We start from the raw sequence: 15801 nt of genomic DNA, 5'->3' as shown, positions 1-15801 counted from the left end.
TGAGCACATGCGTATAGCGATGATCGGCCTTGGCAGAATGGGAGCCAATATTGCGCGCCGTCTGATGCGCGGCGGTCACGAGATCGTCGCCTTCGATCGGAACCCGCCGCTGGTGGACATGCTGGCCGGCGAAGGCGCAACCGCTGCCGCTTCGCTTGAAGAGGTCGCAGCCAAACTGGAGGGCCCGCGCATCTTCTGGGTGATGCTGCCGGCTGGGCCGCCGACAGAGAGCACGATCGAGACGCTGATGGGCCTGGCCTCCCCAGGCGACATCATCATCGACGGCGGCAACAGCTTCTACAAGGACGACATCCGCCGGGCGAAGCTGTGCGCCATGAAAGGGCTCCACTATGTCGATGTGGGCACCTCGGGCGGTGTGTGGGGCCTTGACCGAGGCTATTGCATGATGATCGGAGGCGATGCCGCGACGCTCGACAGTCTCGATCCTCTCTTCGAGGCCATGGCACCAGGCTTTGGGACGATCGCACGCACACCGGATCGCGGCGGTCCCAACGAGGACACCCGTGCCGAGAAGGGGTATATCCATGCCGGTCCAGCCGGCTCGGGCCATTTCGTCAAGATGGTTCACAACGGCATCGAATACGGCTTGATGCAGGCCTATGCCGAGGGGTTCGACATCCTGAAGGGCAAGTCATCCGCCAAGCTGCCGGAAGACGAGCGCTTCGACCTCAACCTCACTGACATCGCCGAGGTCTGGCGCCGCGGCAGCGTGATTTCGTCGTGGTTGCTCGATCTGACCGCGACGGCGCTCGCCAAAGACCAAATGCTGGAGCAGTTCTCGGGCCAGGTCGCGGATTCCGGCGAGGGTCACTGGACGATCGAGGCGGCAATGGAGGAGGCGGTCCCTGCCTACGTGCTCTCAGCGGCACTGTTCGCGCGCTACCGCAGCCGGGTCGACACGACGTTCGGCGACAAGCTGCTCTCGGCGATGCGGTTCGGCTTCGGCGGCCATGTCGAGATGCCGCAATGAGCGATGCTCTGACTGCACCCTCTGCTACTTTCGTTATCTTCGGCGCATTTGGGGACCTCGCCCGCCGATTGCTGATACCCGCGCTCGTTAACCTCGCTCGGGCCGGCTTGCTGAATGAGGACATGGCGCTCGTCGGTGTCAGCCATCATGACAGCGACGACGAGCAGCTGCGCCAGGCGCTTGACGAATTCGTGAAGGACGATGCCAACTGGCCATGGCTCCGCAGTCGTATCCGCTATTTGAAGGGCGATTTCGCCGATTCGACTATGTATCAGGCTCTCGGCCGCCAACTTACCGGGAACGCGATCTTCTACCTCGCCACAGCGCCGGCCTTCTTCGGTACCGTCGTAAATCAGCTCGGCGATGAAGGGCTGCTCAACGAGACCGATGGTTTCCGCCGCGTCGTGATCGAAAAACCGTTCGGGACCGACCTTGCCTCTGCACAGGCGCTGAACCGGCAAATCCTTTCCCGCGCCAGCGAGTCCCAGATCTACCGGATCGATCATTTCCTTGGGAAGGAGACCGTGCAGAACATCATGGTCACACGCTTCGGCAACACCATGATGGAAGCCGTCTGGAACAACCGCTACGTCGATCATGTCCAAATAACGGCGGCCGAGGCGGTGACCGTCGGCACCCGCGGCAGCTTCTACGATGCCACCGGCGCATTGCGCGACATGGTTCCCAATCATCTCTTCCAGCTGCTGGCGCTGATAGCGATGGAGCCGCCGATCAGCTTCGATGCCGATGCGATCCGGACGGAGAAAGAGAAGGTCATTGCCGCCATCCGCCCGATCGACCCGACCGAGGCAATTCGCGGGCGCTATTGCTCCGGCGCCATCGCTGGCAAGGCCGTTTCCGCCTATCTCGATGAGCCCGACGTTGACCCTGCCAGCCGCACGGAGACCTTCGCCGCGCTCAAGTTGCACGTGGAGACGTGGCGGTGGTCGGGCGTGCCCTTCTATCTGCGCACCGGGAAGGCGCTGGCGACCCGTGATACCGAGATCGTCGTCCAATTCCGCGACGTGCCGCTGGCGCTTTTCCAGGAGACGGTGGTGGACCGGCTGCCCCCCAACCGTCTTGTGGTGCAAATTCAGCCCGACGAGGGCATCAGCCTTGAGTTTGTGGTCAAGCGGCCTGGGCTCGTCGTGAACACTGCGCCGGTCGCCATGGATTTCCGCTACCGGGACCATTTCGACGTGGGCCACCAGACCGGCTACGAAACTTTGCTCTATGACGTGCAATCGGGCGACCAGACGCTGTTTCAGCGTGCCGCGCAGATCGAAGGTGGCTGGCGCGCCGTGCAGCCGCTCCTCGATCTGTGGGCGCAAGGCACCCCCGAGGGATACGCCGCAGGCAGCGCCGGCCCCGAAAGTGCAGATGCGCTGATGCACCGCGCGCATCGACGCTGGCATCACCTTGGATGAGCGGCCCTATTCGCCTGATCGTCTCCGATATAGATGGCACGCTCCTCCGCCAGGACAAAAGCCTCTCCGACGGCGTGATCTCTGCGGTTGGAAGGGCCAGGACGGCTGGTATTGCGGTGAGCCTGATCAGTGCCCGCCCGCCCAGCGGCATGCTCTGGATCGCGAAACGGCTGGAGCTCACAGGCGTCATCGGTGCCTTCAACGGCGGCACGATCGTCCGGCCCGACGGGACTGTCGTTTCGGCAGATCAACTTGAGCCCGAATGCGCCGCGCGAGCACTCGCCCTGCTTGAGCACCCGGCCGTCACGCCGTGGCTGTTCTCGGGTGGCCTCTGGTATGCCCAAGCAACCGACGATGTGTATGTTCCACGCGAGCGGCGCGCGGCAAGCATCGAGCCGATAATCAAGGACGACTTCGCGGCATTGCTCGCTCATCCCGACAAGATCGTCGGCGTCAGCGGTGACCATGCATTGCTCGCGCGACTTGACGGCGAGATCGCGGCAGCGCTCGGACAGTTTGCGACTGTCGGCCGTTCGCAGCCTTACTATCTCGACATTACCGCTCCCCAGGCCAACAAGGGCGATGGCGTCGCCGCGCTGGCAGCCGCGATCGGCGTACCGCTCGCCAACGTTGCCGTGCTCGGCGACGAGCGTAATGACCTGCCGATGTTCGCGCGCGCCGGCCTCTCGATTGCGATGGGGCAGGGTCCCGATGCGGTCCGCTCCGCCGCTGACCAGGTGACCCTGTCGAACGAGGAGGACGGCGCTGCCCAAGCGATAGACAATATCATCCTGATGGAGGCTTCGAGATGATCGAGCCTGGCCAAGAGCGGATCCGCCGCGACATCTTGGAAAAGTTCATCGCGTTCGGAGGGCCGTCAAAGCCGGCTATCGTGCAGGCGATCCTCGATACAACCGTCGCACCGGTTACCGTCCGCCTGAAGAATATCGAACCCGATCGCTCGAGCGCCGCCTATCCGCCGAGCGACAGCACCCTGATTGGAGTCCACCGATGAAGCGCCTTATCGCCTTCGACCTTGACGGCACCCTGGCCGAGAGCAAACAGCCTATAGGCCAAGAAACGGCCGAGTTGCTTGCCAAGCTGCTTGATCTCGTCGGCGTCGCGGTGATCTCCGGTGGCGACTGGCCTCAGTTCGAAGCACAAGTCGTGTCGCGATTGCCCATCAGAGCTGACGTCCGTCAGTTATTCATCATGCCAACCACGGGCACCAAGCTCTACCGCTTCACGGATGCCTGGAAGCCGGTCTATGCTGATGTATTCGACCCCGACGAGCGCAGGCGCATTCTTCAGGCGTTTGAACTGGCCCCATGGGAAGTGGGCCTTCCGGACGAGAGGACATGGGGTGAGCGGATCGAGGACCGCGGGAGCCAGATTACTTTCTCTGGACTTGGACAGGAGGCGCCGCTCGACGCAAAGAAAGCGTGGGATCCCGACTTCGCCAAGCGCAAGGCACTGCAGGCAGCGCTTCGATCACGACTGCCCGAGCTGTCCGTCAACGTGGGGGGATCAACCTCCATCGACATCACTCGCCAAGGCATCGACAAGGCTTATGGAATGCGCCGTCTTTCCGAGGAATCCGGCATTCCGCAGTCGGCTATGCTGTTCATGGGAGACGCGATCTATCCCGGTGGCAACGATGATCCCGTTCGCACAGCCGGAATCGACGTAATCCCCGTGCGAGACGTGGCGGAGACCCGGACCGCGATGATGGCAATTCTCGCTTGCCTCAAACCCTGATCCGATTGCTATGGCATGGTATCCCCTGTGCACAGCCAACATCGCTAAACGACGCGCGGCCGCCCCGAATTGACGTTCGTCTTCCTTGAACGGCATCTACCGCTCGAACAGTCTGCAATTCCCAATCAGTTCGAGTGACCTACTCCATCACACTTAGGAGGTTATCAATCGAGGCCGTAGCAAAGGCAGTGAAGCTATCGGCCACCCCATAGGGTAGTAACATCGTTCGATCGTGAACGATCACACCGCAGCTATAGACGACGTTGGGTACGTACCCGTCCCTCTCGTGCGGGCTCGGGGCCAGTACCGGGCGCGGCGTGCGCGCCAGCAGCTTTGATGGGTCATTCTTGTCGAGCAGGCATGCGCCAATGCAATAGTTGCGGACCGTACCAACGCCGTGGGTCATCACTAACCAGCCTTCGTCAATCTCGATCGGCGACCCGCAATTGCCCATCTGGACGAATTCCCAAGGGAATTTTGGTGTAATGAGCTTTTCGCCACCTGCCCAGTTAAGCAGTTCATCGGAGAAGTGAAGCCAGATGTTCTTGCTGTCCTGACGCCCAAGCATGGCGTATTTTCCCGCTATGCGGCGAGGGAAAAGGGCCATGCCCTTTCCACTCGAGGCCTGGCCGGTCAGGACGCGCATCTCGAACGATCTAAAATCGGCCGTGCTCAGCAATTCCGATCGCACTTGGCCACCGCCGAACGCTGTATATGTACCATGGTAGCTGATGCTGCCATCATCCTCGCAGAAGCGAACAAGGCGCGTATCCTCGATACCCTGCGTTTGGCTCGGCAGGACCGGGAAAAGCACTGTCTCCGAGATCGTGCGACTGCCGGCGCAACACAGGCGTGCTGCTATGCCCTCCCCTCTCCCGCATGTATCGATGAGGGGCGATACCGATGTCGGGCTGGGATCATCGACCAAAAGTGCGCCGCCAGGCGTCCAGGTGCCGGTGCGGAACGTCACGGAAGATACATGCCCCTCGCCGATGCCTCGCAGCGACATCACGAAACGAAGCGTGCCCTCGGGCAGACCCGACTGGTCGGGATGGAGCACGGCGCTTGGGTTGAACAAGGCGGCGGCCTCATATGCAAATTCTTCGCTGCAGTAGGCGCCTATTAATCGCCGCTGCTTGGCGTTGATACGATCGGCACCCGCGATCCCGCTGGCGACTTCGTTGAACCGGCGAAGCAACATCGCATCGACGTCGCGGTGGTTCTCGTCCAGGGATAGTGTGACGCCTTTCAGCTGACGCGCCAACTCAGCCTCATCGAGCGCCACGATCAGATCGACAGTCTCCTGGGTGCGGGACGTGCCGCCGTCGAAATCTCTGGGATAATTCGGCTCAAAAGGACGGACGACGGTGCGCGATGGATCGGGTCGAAGAACGCGATCATAGAAGTTTAGCTTTGCGCGTGCGGTCATGCTGGTCGGTCTCCATTCGAATAATCCGCGCAGATCAATAAAGGCGCGAGCGCCAATATCGCGAGCCCGTCCTGGGCCCGACATTCGCCCTCGGTGGATGGCACTGTCGCGTCGGTAGGGCATGGTGCCTTCGCGCCGAATTGGGATTGTTACGTAGCCATTTCAGTGCCGCGCGCAGCGCACCAGGGAAACGTGATGCCTGCGTTTGGCCTGCTCGATCGAATGCGCGATGTTCTAGCGGAATGCCTTGATCGCCGCGCTCAGATTGACCCTGGCAGATCGATCGTAGTGACTGACTGGCGGGATCTGCGCATCGATTCCGAGAAGCTGATAGACCGCCATTTGCGCGGCCCGCACCGAATATTCGACGGTGAAGACGACATCTTCGGGTATTTCGACGAACTGACTGACAAAGGCGAGATTCCGCGTCGTTTCGGGAACCGGGAACGGCCGTTCGCCTTTCGAGCGCGGCATGAACATGCTCGTAATATAGGGCATCCGGCAGGGGATGCAGTTTGCCGTTTCAAAGACTGTCATGTCGATATTGAGATGGCCACATAGCTCGATCAGAAGGTCCTCCCCACAGCAGGCTGACATCGCCTTTGGCACGAAATCGCCGATGCGATCGGGGTGCAGAGCATACCCCCAGAACACCCGGCTCGTCGCCGGCTGGTCGGGGAAATGCGGTTGATGCGCCAATACCACCGACATCAACCAGCTCGAATCCTTGAAGGTCACAAGTCCGCCCGTGCCCGCCACGTTTCCGGTGAAGGATTCCATATGGTCGAAGAAGCGCGTGTTTCCCTGCGTGACCGTGAACGATATCCAGCAAGATTCGGCGATCGAGCTATTGAAGGCGGCTGGGTTCCCAAAGCCGGGATGCTCCGCGGCGAGCTTCTCCCATAGGGCCCACCCGCCGCTGTCATGTTTCGTCCGATGCGGCGGCGCACTGGTCATGGATCCCAGGCTCGAGGCGTCGGTCATCGAACCGTTCTGAAAAAAGACGAGGTCTTCGGGTCCGACGTCAATGGCTTCGGCCGCTTCGCCGTGGCGCAGCAGGATGCGGCTGACCGCTGACTTGCCGCCGATCGGGGCGAGGACGAGGTCTGTGACCAATGTGTCCCTGGCGAAATGGACGCCCCGTTCTTCGAGCCAGGCGGCCAGAGGACGGACCAGGGAATCATATTGGTTGTAGACCGTGCGCTTTACGCCCGCGAGCGTTTCGATCCTCGAGAATTCCTTGATGAAACGATGGAGGTAGCGCCTGAATTCGACCGCGCTGTGCCATGGCTGAAAGGCGAAGGTCGTTGCCCACATATACCAGAATTTGGTCTCGAAAAATGAAGGCGAGAGCCAATCGGTAATCCGTGTGGCGCCCAATCGCTCTTCACTGGCGACGGAAAGGCTGAGCAATTCCAGCCGGTCGTTCATCGAGAAGCCCATCGAGGTCACGTCGAGGATGGCACAATCGCGGTCGATCAGGCGTGCCTTCGAATGCGATCGTACACGTTCGTTGAACGCGATCGTCTCCTCGAAGACGGTCAAGCCGGGATGTTCGAGCGAGGGGATCGTCTTGAACAGACCCCAGGTGCATTCGTAATTATCCGTTGTCAGCATCCGGCCGCCGCGCATCGAATAGCCATCCGATGCGCTGCCGGCGCCGTCGAGGCTGCCGCCAAGGATCGGAAGCATTTCATAGACGGTAATGTCGCTGCCCTTCAGGCCACCGTCGCGGATCAGGAAGGCCGCTGCGGCCAGGGAGCCGATGCCGCCGCCGACAAGATACGCTTTTCTACCGCTTGCCATGTTGTTCTCCACTGGCGCCAAGTGGCGCCATGATCGAAATGAGCCGGAGTCCCGGTCCGAGCGATGCCACTATGCCGGGGGCCGACGGCGCGGCGGTTCTCACCAAAAGATCGGACCTGCCGGGACGATGTGGGCGCACGCACGGGTGGTTGGGCACAGGCGGGGCACACCGTCAGAGCATTCGCTTGGTCAGTGGGCGCCGCCCTCGAAATCGATCACGATCCGCCCCTCGATTTCACCATGATGCATGCGCGCGAAAATATCGTTGATGTTCTCCAGCGTGTCCGTCGTGACGGTCGCGCGAACCTTGCCCTCCGAGGCAAAATCAAGCGCTTCCTGCAGATCGAGCCGCGTGCCGACGATGGAGCCACGAACAGTGATCCCGTTCAGGACCGTGTCGAAAATCGACAGCGGAAAGTCGCCTGGCGGAAGCCCGTTCAACGCCACCGTGCCTCCCCGCCTGACCATGCCGAGTGCTTGCTGGAATGCGATCGGCGACACTGCTGTGACAAGTGCGCCATGGGCGCCACCGATCTCCTTCTTGATGAATGCGGCAGGGTCGACGTTGCGCGCGTTGACGGTGAGATCCGCGCCCAGTCGCTCCGCGAGCACGAGTTTGGCGTCGTCGATGTCGACGGCCACGACATTGAGCCCCATTGCCTTGGCATATTGCACGGCCATATGTCCGAGACCGCCGATGCCCGAGATCGCCACCCAATTACCGGGCCTCGTCTCGGTGACCTTCAGCCCCTTGTAGACCGTCACGCCGGCGCACAGGATCGGAGCGATGTCGATGAACCCGATATTGGCCGGCAGGTGACCGACATAATTGGGATCGGCAAGAACATATTCCGCAAAACTGCCATTCACCGAATAGCCGGTATTTTGCTGGGCCTCGCACAGGGTTTCCCATCCGCCGAGGCAATGAACGCAGTGCCCGCAGGCCGTGTAGAGCCAGGGGACGCCGACACGGTCGCCCTCTTTCACATAGGTCACGCCGCTACCTACCGCGACCACATGACCGACACCCTCATGGCCTGGGATGAAGGGCGGATTGGGCTTCACCGGCCAGTCTCCCTCGGCCGCATGAAGGTCGGTATGACAGACGCCGGTCGCCGCGATCTTCACCAGGATCTGGCCCGGGCCCGGCATCGTGACAGGCACTTCTTCGATCACCAGCGGTTGGCCGAATTCGCGTACGACCGCGGCCTTCATTGTCTTGTTCATAGTGGAGTTCCTTGCGGTGACGGCCGCGCGGGTTAGCCGCAGCCGGAGTGAGCCGGGTCAAAAAAGGCCGAGGGACGTCTCGTCGTAGCTGACCAACAGATTCTTGGTCTGCTGATAGTGGTCGAGCATCATCTTGTGGTTTTCGCGCCCGAATCCGGAGGCCTTGTAACCTCCGAATGCCGCGTGCGCCGGGTAGGCATGGTAGCAATTGGTCCACACCCGGCCCGCCTCGATCGCGCGGCCCAGCCGATAGGCATCATTGCCGCTGCGGGTCCACACGCCGGCGCCCAATCCATAGATGGTGTCGTTGGCGATCGAGATCGCCTCTTCGACCGTCTTGAACGGCGTCACCGACAGGACCGGCCCAAAAATCTCCTCCTGGAAAATCCGCATCTTGTTGTTGCCGACAAACACGGTGGGCTCGACGAAGAAGCCGTCGTCGAACTCGCCTCCCGGACGGGCGCGCTGTCCCCCCGTCAGGCACTCGGCGCCTTCCTGCTTGCCGATGTCGATATAGCCCAGGATCTTGTGAAGCTGATCCTCCGATGCCTGCGCGCCCATCTGCGTGAGCGGATCGAGCGGGTCGCCGACCCGGATCGCCCCGACGCGCGCGACCGCTCTTTCGACAAACCGATCGAAGATCGATTCATGGACGAGCGCGCGCGAGGGGCAGGTGCAGACCTCGCCCTTGTTGAACGCGAACAGGGCGAAGCCTTCCAGTGCCTTGTCGAGGAAACTGTCGTCCTCGTTCATGACGTCTGCCAGAAAGATGTTCGGGGACTTTCCGCCCAGCTCCATCGTCTGCGGGATCAGATGCTCGGCGGCATAGCCCATGATCTGCCGGCCGGTCGTCGTTTCGCCGGTGAAGGACACTTTCGCAATCCGCGGATTGGCCGCAATCGCGCGCCCGACCGACGCGCCGGGTCCGGTCACGATATTTACCACCCCAGGCGGCAGGATATCGGCGGTCAGCTCGGCGAACAGCAGCAGCGAAAGAGGTGTCTGCGAGGCCGGCTTGATGACGGTGCAGTTGCCGGCCGCCAGCGCCGGGGCGATCTTCCATGCCGCCATCAGCAGCGGGAAATTCCACGGGATGATCTGCCCGACGACGCCCAGCGGTTCCCTGAAATGGTAGGCGATCGTCTTGTCGTCGATTGTCGAGATCGCCCCTTCTTCTGCGCGGACGCAGCCGGCAAAATAGCGGAAGTGGTCGATGGCCAGCGGCACATCGGCGCCGCGCGTTTCGCGGATCGGCTTGCCGTTGTCCATGGTCTCGGCAAGCGCGAGCAGCTCGAGATTCTCCTCGAGCCGGTCGGCCACGCAATTGAGGATCTTTGCGCGCTCGGCAGGGGCCATGCGCGCCCAGCCCTCCTTCGCCCGGTGAGCAGCGTCCAGCGCTGCCTCCACATCCTCTGGCGAAGACTTGGCGATCTCGGCCAGCTGCCGGCCGTTGATCGGACTATGGTCTGTAAAATATTCCCCGCGAATGGGTTCCACCCATCGGCCGCCAATGAAGTTGCCGTAGCGTGACGGTGCGTGACCCTTCGCCCGGACGGTGTCGATCGCTTGCTGGAACATGAAACGTCTCCGCTACACATGGCCGGGCCCCCAGGTGTGCGGCACCGCGAACCCGATATTCTCCCTCGCAGGAGGGCTGAGTTGGGGTGTGCGAGCTGACGACTTTGCGAAATATTGGGATTGTTACGTAGCTGCTGGGCGACCAATCCGAGGGCGGGATGATGCGCCGCGGATCGGACGCTAGAAGCAGTGTATCGGGGCCGAACGCCGACACCGGCGTCAACGTCAGTAATAATCGGCGAGCGTCAGCCGCCGCACGATACCGGATCCGTCGACGAGCCTAACGTGCGTGCCGGCAGGGAGGAAGCGCCAGCGCCAAAGCTCCCCGCGCGTGTAGCTGGCATTGATTGGCCGACCGTCAATACGGACGATCTGATCGCCGATCGACCAGCCGCTCATCTCGGCCGGACTATGGGCCGCGACGTGGGCGACGGTCAGGGCCGAAGGCGAAACCGCCAAGCCGAAGCCTGAGCGGTCTTTCAGCATCGGAAGCCTGCGCTTTGGCGGCGCCGGGCGCAGCCACAGACTTTCCGCGGTGATATCCATGATCACATCGAATTGCGCGATAAGCGGCAATCCGATGCTGCCCACCGCGCTGTCGGATTGCCAATGATCCAGCCCCGCCACCGGCACCACGACAATGTGGGCTCCGCCGATAGCAACGTCGTCCAGGACAAAGGCGGTCACGATCTGAACCCCATCGAGGCTTCCCAACGCCGCGGTCGACCGGGCTTTGCCGGCGAGGAGATTCTGCGCGGCCACCAAGGCGGTGGACAGCATGAGCGCATTTGCACTCCCGAGATCGAAGATGAGCTGCACGGGGCTTCCGCCCCCGATAGACGCGGCGACCAGGAGCTCGCGACGTGTCCCATGCGTCAGAGGGAGGCGACGCCAGCCGCTCCCACCAGCAAAACTCCCCGTCTGCGCGAAGCCGATCCGATCCTGCGTGAAGTCGAGGGCGACACAGCGTCCGGCGAGGATGTCCTCACCCAGGACCAGATCGATCGGGCGGCCGAATGCCGACGATATTGCCGCAAGGTCGCTCACGATGGCGAACGGCAAGCGCCTACGATCGTCGGCGACGGTGAGGGCAACGTCGCTGATCTCGGTGACTTCGACGCGGCCGCCGGTGCCGCGAATGATACGTTTCCCGGATGGGGCGATGCCCAGCCTCTTCACCAGGCGCGTATTGATGATCGAAGCGGCGCTTCCGCTGTCCAGAATGGCGCGGACGGGACTACCGGCCACGTCTGCGGAGATCATCAGCGTATCGCCCATCGCTATCTCCGCAGGCGTCCACGCAAAGGAACCCCACCCTTCGCCTGTGTGGGTGAGAGCCGCCAGAGGGCCGGCAACGGACGAGGCGCCCACAAGCGACGCAGCCGACAGACCGCGGGCGAGAAGCGTTCGACGATCCATCGCGTCGTAATCGTCTCCGTCGTTTTCCAATCAGCCCTGCCTGCTTCTGGGAGACAGCCCGTACGACGATCAAAGCCGCACCGGGGGTCTCATCGCCCGGTATGATAGTTCGCATGCCGCGCCCGACGGCGGGCATCCGTAACAAAACGTATATTCCCCGAGCGGCACGAACGGCACTTCTGCCGACATCTTCAAACGGATCGAAATCTTGCGGTCCCCTTTCCAATTCTTCGAGGAGCCAAGTCATGCAGAATGTTTTCCGTCGCAAAGCTGGCCTGATCGTCCCCGCCATCGCTGCACTTGTCGCGCTCTCGGCGACACAGGCCTGGGCGGACGAGGCCCCGCCCGTACCGGCGAAACTCGTCAAGCACCAAAACCACCAGGCGCATCAGGCCCATCAGGGAGGGATGAAGCATGGCGCGAGGCAGATGCATGACGAGATGATGCATGACCATCAGATGGGGATGAACGCGTCGGGCGGCATGCAGATGGGATGTGGCGGTACGGCCGGGTGCAAGGACAAAATGCCGATGGCGCCCAAGGCAAAGCCGGACCAGGCACCGCCCGCCGCCAACATGCCCTCCGCGCCCATGGGCGACGACATGTAGGAAACGCGGAAGCGAAGGGCCGACAGCGTTGGCGAGACAGATGCGAGGGTCCGCCGGATACGGATGCCCCATTGGATCCTGACCCTGTGTGCCTTTCGCTTCTTCGGCCAGGTTTCATACGCCTGGCCCCGCCTACCGGGTCCGCCGTGCTACGAACATACATCCGCGTGGCAATCGGCACCGCGGCGTCACTTTAGGGCTGCTTCCGAAAGATCGAATTGATGCGGACTCCACTTCCCCCTTTCGCCGAGACGACCACCGGTCGCAGAGGCTTCGTGCAAGGTCTCTTGCTCGCGACAGCTCTTGCCACGCTGGGTTGGCCCGCCCATGCGTTCGCGGTGCCGGCGGTGACGACGCCGACCGTACTGAGCGGCACTGAACTCGATCTCGAAATCGGCCGGGTCACGGTCAATTATTCCGGAAAAGCCAGTGTCGCCACCGCCGTCAACGGGAGCGTGCCGGGGCCGCTGATCAGGCTGCGCGAAGGCGACGCTGTAACGATCAGGGTCAAGAACAACCTGGACGAAATGACCAGCATCCATTGGCACGGCCTGATTCTGCCGACGGAGATGGATGGCGTGCCAGGGATCAGCTTTGGTGGAATCGCGCCGGGCGAAACCTTTACCTACCGCTTCGTCGTGAAGCAGAGCGGCACCTTCTGGTACCATGCTCATACATTGGCGGAGCAGACGGGCCTCTACGGCCCGATGATCATCGAACCGAAGAGCGAACCGCCTCTCGCAGCCGACCGCGATTATACGATCATGCTCAGCGACTGGACGGACGAGGCTCCGCTTCAGGTCTATCTGAACCTGAAGAAGATGAGCGGCTATTATAATTTCGCGCAGCCGACCGTCGGCGATTTTGCGAGCGATGCCGGCAAGCTCGGGCTGAGCGGCGCTCTGTCGAAGCGGGCGATGTGGAACAAGGCGCGCATGAATCCGACCGATCTGAGCGACGTATCGGCCGCTACCTACACCTATCTCCTGAACGGCGCCCCCTCCGCCAGGCGCTGGACGGGAATTGCGAGGAAGGGCGAAAGGGTTCGCCTGCGCTTTATCGGCGCCGGAACCGCCACCTATTTCGACGTTCGGATTCCCGGCCTGATGCTCACGGTCGTCGCCGCCGACGGACAACCCGTCGAGCCGGTCGACGTGGATGAATTCCGGATCGGACCCGGTGAAACCTACGACGTCATCGCGACCATCGCGGACGACAAGGCCTATGCGATCTTCGCCCAGTCCATGGATCGCACCGGCTTTGTCCACGGCGTGCTCGCGCCGCGTGACGGCATGAGCGCGGACATTCCCCCGGTCGATCCGCGCTCCTGGCTCGATCCGATCGACATGATGGGTGGGATGGCCGGGATGGCGGGGATGGGACCGGCCGGTCACGACCATGGCATGGTCGAGACGACACCCAAAGCCCGCCATGCGCGTACCGAATATGGTGCCAATACCGACATGCGCGTCGACTTTCCGCGTACCAATCTCGATGATCCCGGCGTCGGGCTGCGGCGCAATGGGCGCCGGACCCTGACCTATGCGGATCTGAAGACAGCAGGGCCGGCGGCAGACCCCCGCGAACCGCAGCGCGAGATCGAACTCCATCTGACCGGCAACATGGAACGCTTCGTGTGGGCATTCGACGGCGTGAAGCTCAACGATTCGAAGCCCCTGCATTTCACCCCGAACGAACGGCTCAGGATCATCCTCGTCAACGATACGATGATGACCCACCCGATGCACCTGCACGGGATGTGGAGCGATCTTGAATCGCCCGACGGACAGTTCCAGGTCCGCAAGCACACCATTTCGGTGCAACCGGCCCAGCGCGTGGCCTTTCGCGTGACGGCCGACGCGATGGGCCGGTGGGCCTTTCACTGCCACCTTCTCTACCACATGGCGGCGGGCATGTTCCGCGAGGTGGTCGTGGCATGACAAGCTCGCGCTCAACTTGGTTGCTGGCTCTCACCGGGCTCGCGATGACCACCATCACCGAACCCGCGCTCAGCCAGCAGGTGAAACCCGCGGGCAACGCCGAGGCCGCCAGCTCCAATGATCAGGCCATGCCGCCGGATATGCAGATGGGCGACCAGCAAAAAGATGGCAGCAGCGCGCCCCCGATGAACATGCCCGGCATGGACATGAGTGGCGGAAAGCCCGGCGCCGATGCGCGCGACCCGGACGCTTATTCCGACGGCTACAGGAATTCGACGCTGCCCGGCTATGAGATGGCCGACAAAATTTCGGTGGCCAAGGTGCTCGTGGATGAGCTCGAGTTCCTCACGAACAAGCAAGGCCAAGGCATCAGCTGGTCGGGTCAGATTACCAATGGCCCGGACAACGACAAACTCTTGCTGCGGAGCCAGGGCCTGAAACAATCCGGTGAGCGGCTTGATCCGGAATCCTCGGTCGAGGCGTTCTGGTGGCACGGACAGCGCCCGTTTTGGGGAACGATCCTTGGCGTGCGTCAGGACATCGGCCCGGGAGCCCATCGCTGGATCGCCGGGGGGATCGAGGGCCTGGCCCCCTATTGGTTCGATGTCCAGCTGACCGGCTACGTTGGAGACGATGGCCGTCTCGCGGCACGTCTGAAGGCATCCTATGACGTGCTGCTCACCAACCGCCTCATCCTCGTACCGCAGCTGGAATCGAACGCCTACAGCAAGGCGGCTCCCGAGCGCGGGCTCGGCGGAGGCCTGAGCAACCTCGAGCTCGGCTTGCGGATGCGCTACGAGATTCACCGAAAAGTCGCTCCCTATGTCGGCTTTGTATGGGAGCGCTCCTTTGGTGAGACGGCGGATTTTCGTCGCCTTGCTGGCGAAAATCCCACCGAACACCGGTTTGTGGCTGGCTTACGGATCTGGTGGTGAGACGCGCGCTGAACCGCAGCGGCTAAACTTTTTGGAAAGGACCAAATCATGCTTGATCGTCGCGCCGTCATCGGTTCGGGACTCACCTTCGCGGCGCTTACCGGGGCTGTCGCCGCGGCAGGCCCGGCCATCGCGGCGCCAAGGAAGCGTGGTGACGGCATGATGACGCTCGACGAGTGCGTCGACAGCTGTATCGCATCGCACCGCATGTGCCTGGAAACCGCGCGATACTGCACCGAGCAAGGCGCACCGGCTCATATCGAGGCGACGCACATCGCTTTGCTTCTGGACTGCGCGGAGCTCTGCCAGACAACCGCCAATTCCATGCTGCGCCGATCGCCGCAGCATGCCCTGTTGTGCGACGCCTGTGCCCGGATGTGCGAAGCCTGCGCGCGCGATTGCGCGAAGATCTCCGGCGACGCCCGCATGCAGGCCTGCGCCCAGACCTGCAGGGATTGCGCGGCGAGCTGCAAGGAAATGGCCAGTATGGGAATGTGATCTGGCCGGTCACCGCTTGCCTCCGGATCCGCACCCGACGTTCATTCCGCAAGCCACGCGACCGGCCAATCAGCCGCGGGCACGATCGTGCCAGATTTCCGCTGCGGACCGCATGTTTGCCGGCCCCAGGCCACCCGTCTGAGCCAGCAACAACTTCCCGGCGCTTTGCGTTCTGGCGCAACAGC

At 62.4% G+C, this 15801-nt stretch carries 14 protein-coding genes; 9 read left to right on the top strand and 5 right to left on the bottom strand.

Features of this window, described 5'->3' with window-relative positions; translation table 11 throughout:
- Positions 1-7 precede the first annotated feature (7 nt).
- From gnd to ACP7BY_RS16875, 5 genes are read left to right on the top strand one after another with little or no spacing between them, the layout of a single operon-like run.
- On the top strand, positions 8-991 hold the full coding sequence (gnd, locus tag ACP7BY_RS16895; RefSeq protein ID WP_010405622.1) for a phosphogluconate dehydrogenase (NAD(+)-dependent, decarboxylating): 984 nt from the start codon (positions 8-10) through the stop codon (positions 989-991).
- Positions 988-2418 carry a glucose-6-phosphate dehydrogenase gene (zwf, locus tag ACP7BY_RS16890; protein ID WP_029622668.1) on the top strand — a complete coding sequence of 477 codons (1431 nt, stop codon included), beginning with the start codon at positions 988-990 and terminating at the stop codon, positions 2416-2418. The genes gnd and zwf overlap by 4 nt, the downstream gene beginning before the upstream one ends.
- Positions 2415-3230, top strand: a complete 816-nt coding sequence (locus ACP7BY_RS16885) for a Cof-type HAD-IIB family hydrolase (RefSeq protein WP_033963066.1) — start codon at positions 2415-2417, stop codon at positions 3228-3230. The genes zwf and ACP7BY_RS16885 overlap by 4 nt, the downstream gene beginning before the upstream one ends.
- Complete coding sequence (locus tag ACP7BY_RS16880) at positions 3227-3433, top strand: hypothetical protein (protein ID WP_010405619.1); 207 nt, start codon at positions 3227-3229, stop codon at positions 3431-3433. The genes ACP7BY_RS16885 and ACP7BY_RS16880 overlap by 4 nt, the downstream gene beginning before the upstream one ends.
- Positions 3430-4176: an HAD-IIB family hydrolase gene (locus ACP7BY_RS16875; RefSeq protein ID WP_010405618.1), complete on the top strand. Its 747-nt coding sequence runs from the start codon at positions 3430-3432 to the stop codon at positions 4174-4176. The genes ACP7BY_RS16880 and ACP7BY_RS16875 overlap by 4 nt, the downstream gene beginning before the upstream one ends.
- A 139-nt stretch (positions 4177-4315) precedes the next feature.
- Here the strand turns inward: ACP7BY_RS16875 and ACP7BY_RS16870 are convergent, their stop codons facing one another.
- The 5 genes from ACP7BY_RS16870 to ACP7BY_RS16850 all read right to left on the bottom strand — a co-directional run bounded on the left by ACP7BY_RS16870 (position 4316) and on the right by ACP7BY_RS16850 (position 11494).
- The gene (locus ACP7BY_RS16870) at positions 4316-5605 is read right to left on the bottom strand and encodes a glycoside hydrolase family 130 protein (RefSeq protein ID WP_010405616.1); all 1290 of its coding nucleotides are present in this window, start codon (positions 5603-5605) and stop codon (positions 4316-4318) included.
- Between the two features lie 234 nt (positions 5606-5839).
- Positions 5840-7423, bottom strand: coding sequence for an oleate hydratase (locus ACP7BY_RS16865; RefSeq protein ID WP_281047991.1), 1584 nt, complete (start codon positions 7421-7423; stop codon positions 5840-5842).
- Positions 7424-7600: 177 nt separating this feature from the next.
- Entirely contained in the window at positions 7601-8638 is a 1038-nt protein-coding gene (adhP, locus tag ACP7BY_RS16860) for an alcohol dehydrogenase AdhP (RefSeq protein WP_033963068.1), read from the bottom strand.
- 57 nt (positions 8639-8695) lie between these two features.
- Complete coding sequence (locus ACP7BY_RS16855) at positions 8696-10216, bottom strand: aldehyde dehydrogenase family protein (RefSeq protein ID WP_010405610.1); 1521 nt, start codon at positions 10214-10216, stop codon at positions 8696-8698.
- 225 nt (positions 10217-10441) lie between these two features.
- A complete protein-coding gene (locus ACP7BY_RS16850) occupies positions 10442-11494 on the bottom strand; it encodes a retropepsin-like aspartic protease (RefSeq protein ID WP_010405608.1) in 1053 nt (350 codons plus the stop codon).
- A gap of 386 nt (positions 11495-11880) precedes the next feature.
- Between ACP7BY_RS16850 and ACP7BY_RS16845 the strand changes: the two genes are divergently transcribed.
- The 4 genes from ACP7BY_RS16845 to ACP7BY_RS16830 all read left to right on the top strand — a co-directional run bounded on the left by ACP7BY_RS16845 (position 11881) and on the right by ACP7BY_RS16830 (position 15616).
- Positions 11881-12243 carry a hypothetical protein gene (locus tag ACP7BY_RS16845; protein ID WP_052191971.1) on the top strand — a complete coding sequence of 121 codons (363 nt, stop codon included), beginning with the start codon at positions 11881-11883 and terminating at the stop codon, positions 12241-12243.
- A 221-nt stretch (positions 12244-12464) separates the two neighbouring features.
- The gene (locus ACP7BY_RS16840) at positions 12465-14183 is read left to right on the top strand and encodes a copper resistance system multicopper oxidase (protein ID WP_137902812.1); all 1719 of its coding nucleotides are present in this window, start codon (positions 12465-12467) and stop codon (positions 14181-14183) included.
- A 44-nt stretch (positions 14184-14227) separates the two neighbouring features.
- A complete protein-coding gene (locus tag ACP7BY_RS16835) occupies positions 14228-15118 on the top strand; it encodes a copper resistance protein B (protein WP_370569401.1) in 891 nt (296 codons plus the stop codon).
- Between the two features lie 48 nt (positions 15119-15166).
- Positions 15167-15616, top strand: coding sequence for a four-helix bundle copper-binding protein (locus tag ACP7BY_RS16830; RefSeq protein ID WP_024018487.1), 450 nt, complete (start codon positions 15167-15169; stop codon positions 15614-15616).
- The last annotated feature ends 185 nt before the right edge of the window (positions 15617-15801 follow it).

The sequence above is a fragment of the Sphingomonas sp. PSPC2-2 genome (genome assembly GCF_049897725.1).
Lineage (GTDB): Bacteria > Pseudomonadota > Alphaproteobacteria > Sphingomonadales > Sphingomonadaceae > Sphingomonas.
This window is presented reverse-complemented; position numbering and strand designations above follow the sequence as displayed.

Excerpts from the sequence above, each read along its gene's own strand:
- ACP7BY_RS16835 (WP_370569401.1), top strand. The coding sequence starts at position 14,228 with ATGACCACCATCACCGAACCCGCGCTCAGCCAGCAGGTGAAACCCGCG.
- ACP7BY_RS16875 (WP_010405618.1), top strand. The coding sequence starts at position 3,430 with ATGAAGCGCCTTATCGCCTTCGACCTTGACGGCACCCTGGCCGAGAGC.
- ACP7BY_RS16840 (WP_137902812.1), top strand. The coding sequence starts at position 12,465 with ATGCGGACTCCACTTCCCCCTTTCGCCGAGACGACCACCGGTCGCAGA.
- ACP7BY_RS16870 (WP_010405616.1), bottom strand. The coding sequence starts at position 5,605 with ATGACCGCACGCGCAAAGCTAAACTTCTATGATCGCGTTCTTCGACCC.
- ACP7BY_RS16830 (WP_024018487.1), top strand. The coding sequence starts at position 15,167 with ATGCTTGATCGTCGCGCCGTCATCGGTTCGGGACTCACCTTCGCGGCG.
- ACP7BY_RS16845 (WP_052191971.1), top strand. The coding sequence starts at position 11,881 with ATGCAGAATGTTTTCCGTCGCAAAGCTGGCCTGATCGTCCCCGCCATC.
- zwf (WP_029622668.1), top strand. The coding sequence starts at position 988 with ATGAGCGATGCTCTGACTGCACCCTCTGCTACTTTCGTTATCTTCGGC.
- ACP7BY_RS16855 (WP_010405610.1), bottom strand. The coding sequence starts at position 10,216 with ATGTTCCAGCAAGCGATCGACACCGTCCGGGCGAAGGGTCACGCACCG.
- gnd (WP_010405622.1), top strand. The coding sequence starts at position 8 with ATGCGTATAGCGATGATCGGCCTTGGCAGAATGGGAGCCAATATTGCG.
- adhP (WP_033963068.1), bottom strand. The coding sequence starts at position 8,638 with ATGAACAAGACAATGAAGGCCGCGGTCGTACGCGAATTCGGCCAACCG.
- ACP7BY_RS16885 (WP_033963066.1), top strand. The coding sequence starts at position 2,415 with ATGAGCGGCCCTATTCGCCTGATCGTCTCCGATATAGATGGCACGCTC.
- ACP7BY_RS16850 (WP_010405608.1), bottom strand. The coding sequence starts at position 11,494 with ATGGGCGATACGCTGATGATCTCCGCAGACGTGGCCGGTAGTCCCGTC.
- ACP7BY_RS16880 (WP_010405619.1), top strand. The coding sequence starts at position 3,227 with ATGATCGAGCCTGGCCAAGAGCGGATCCGCCGCGACATCTTGGAAAAG.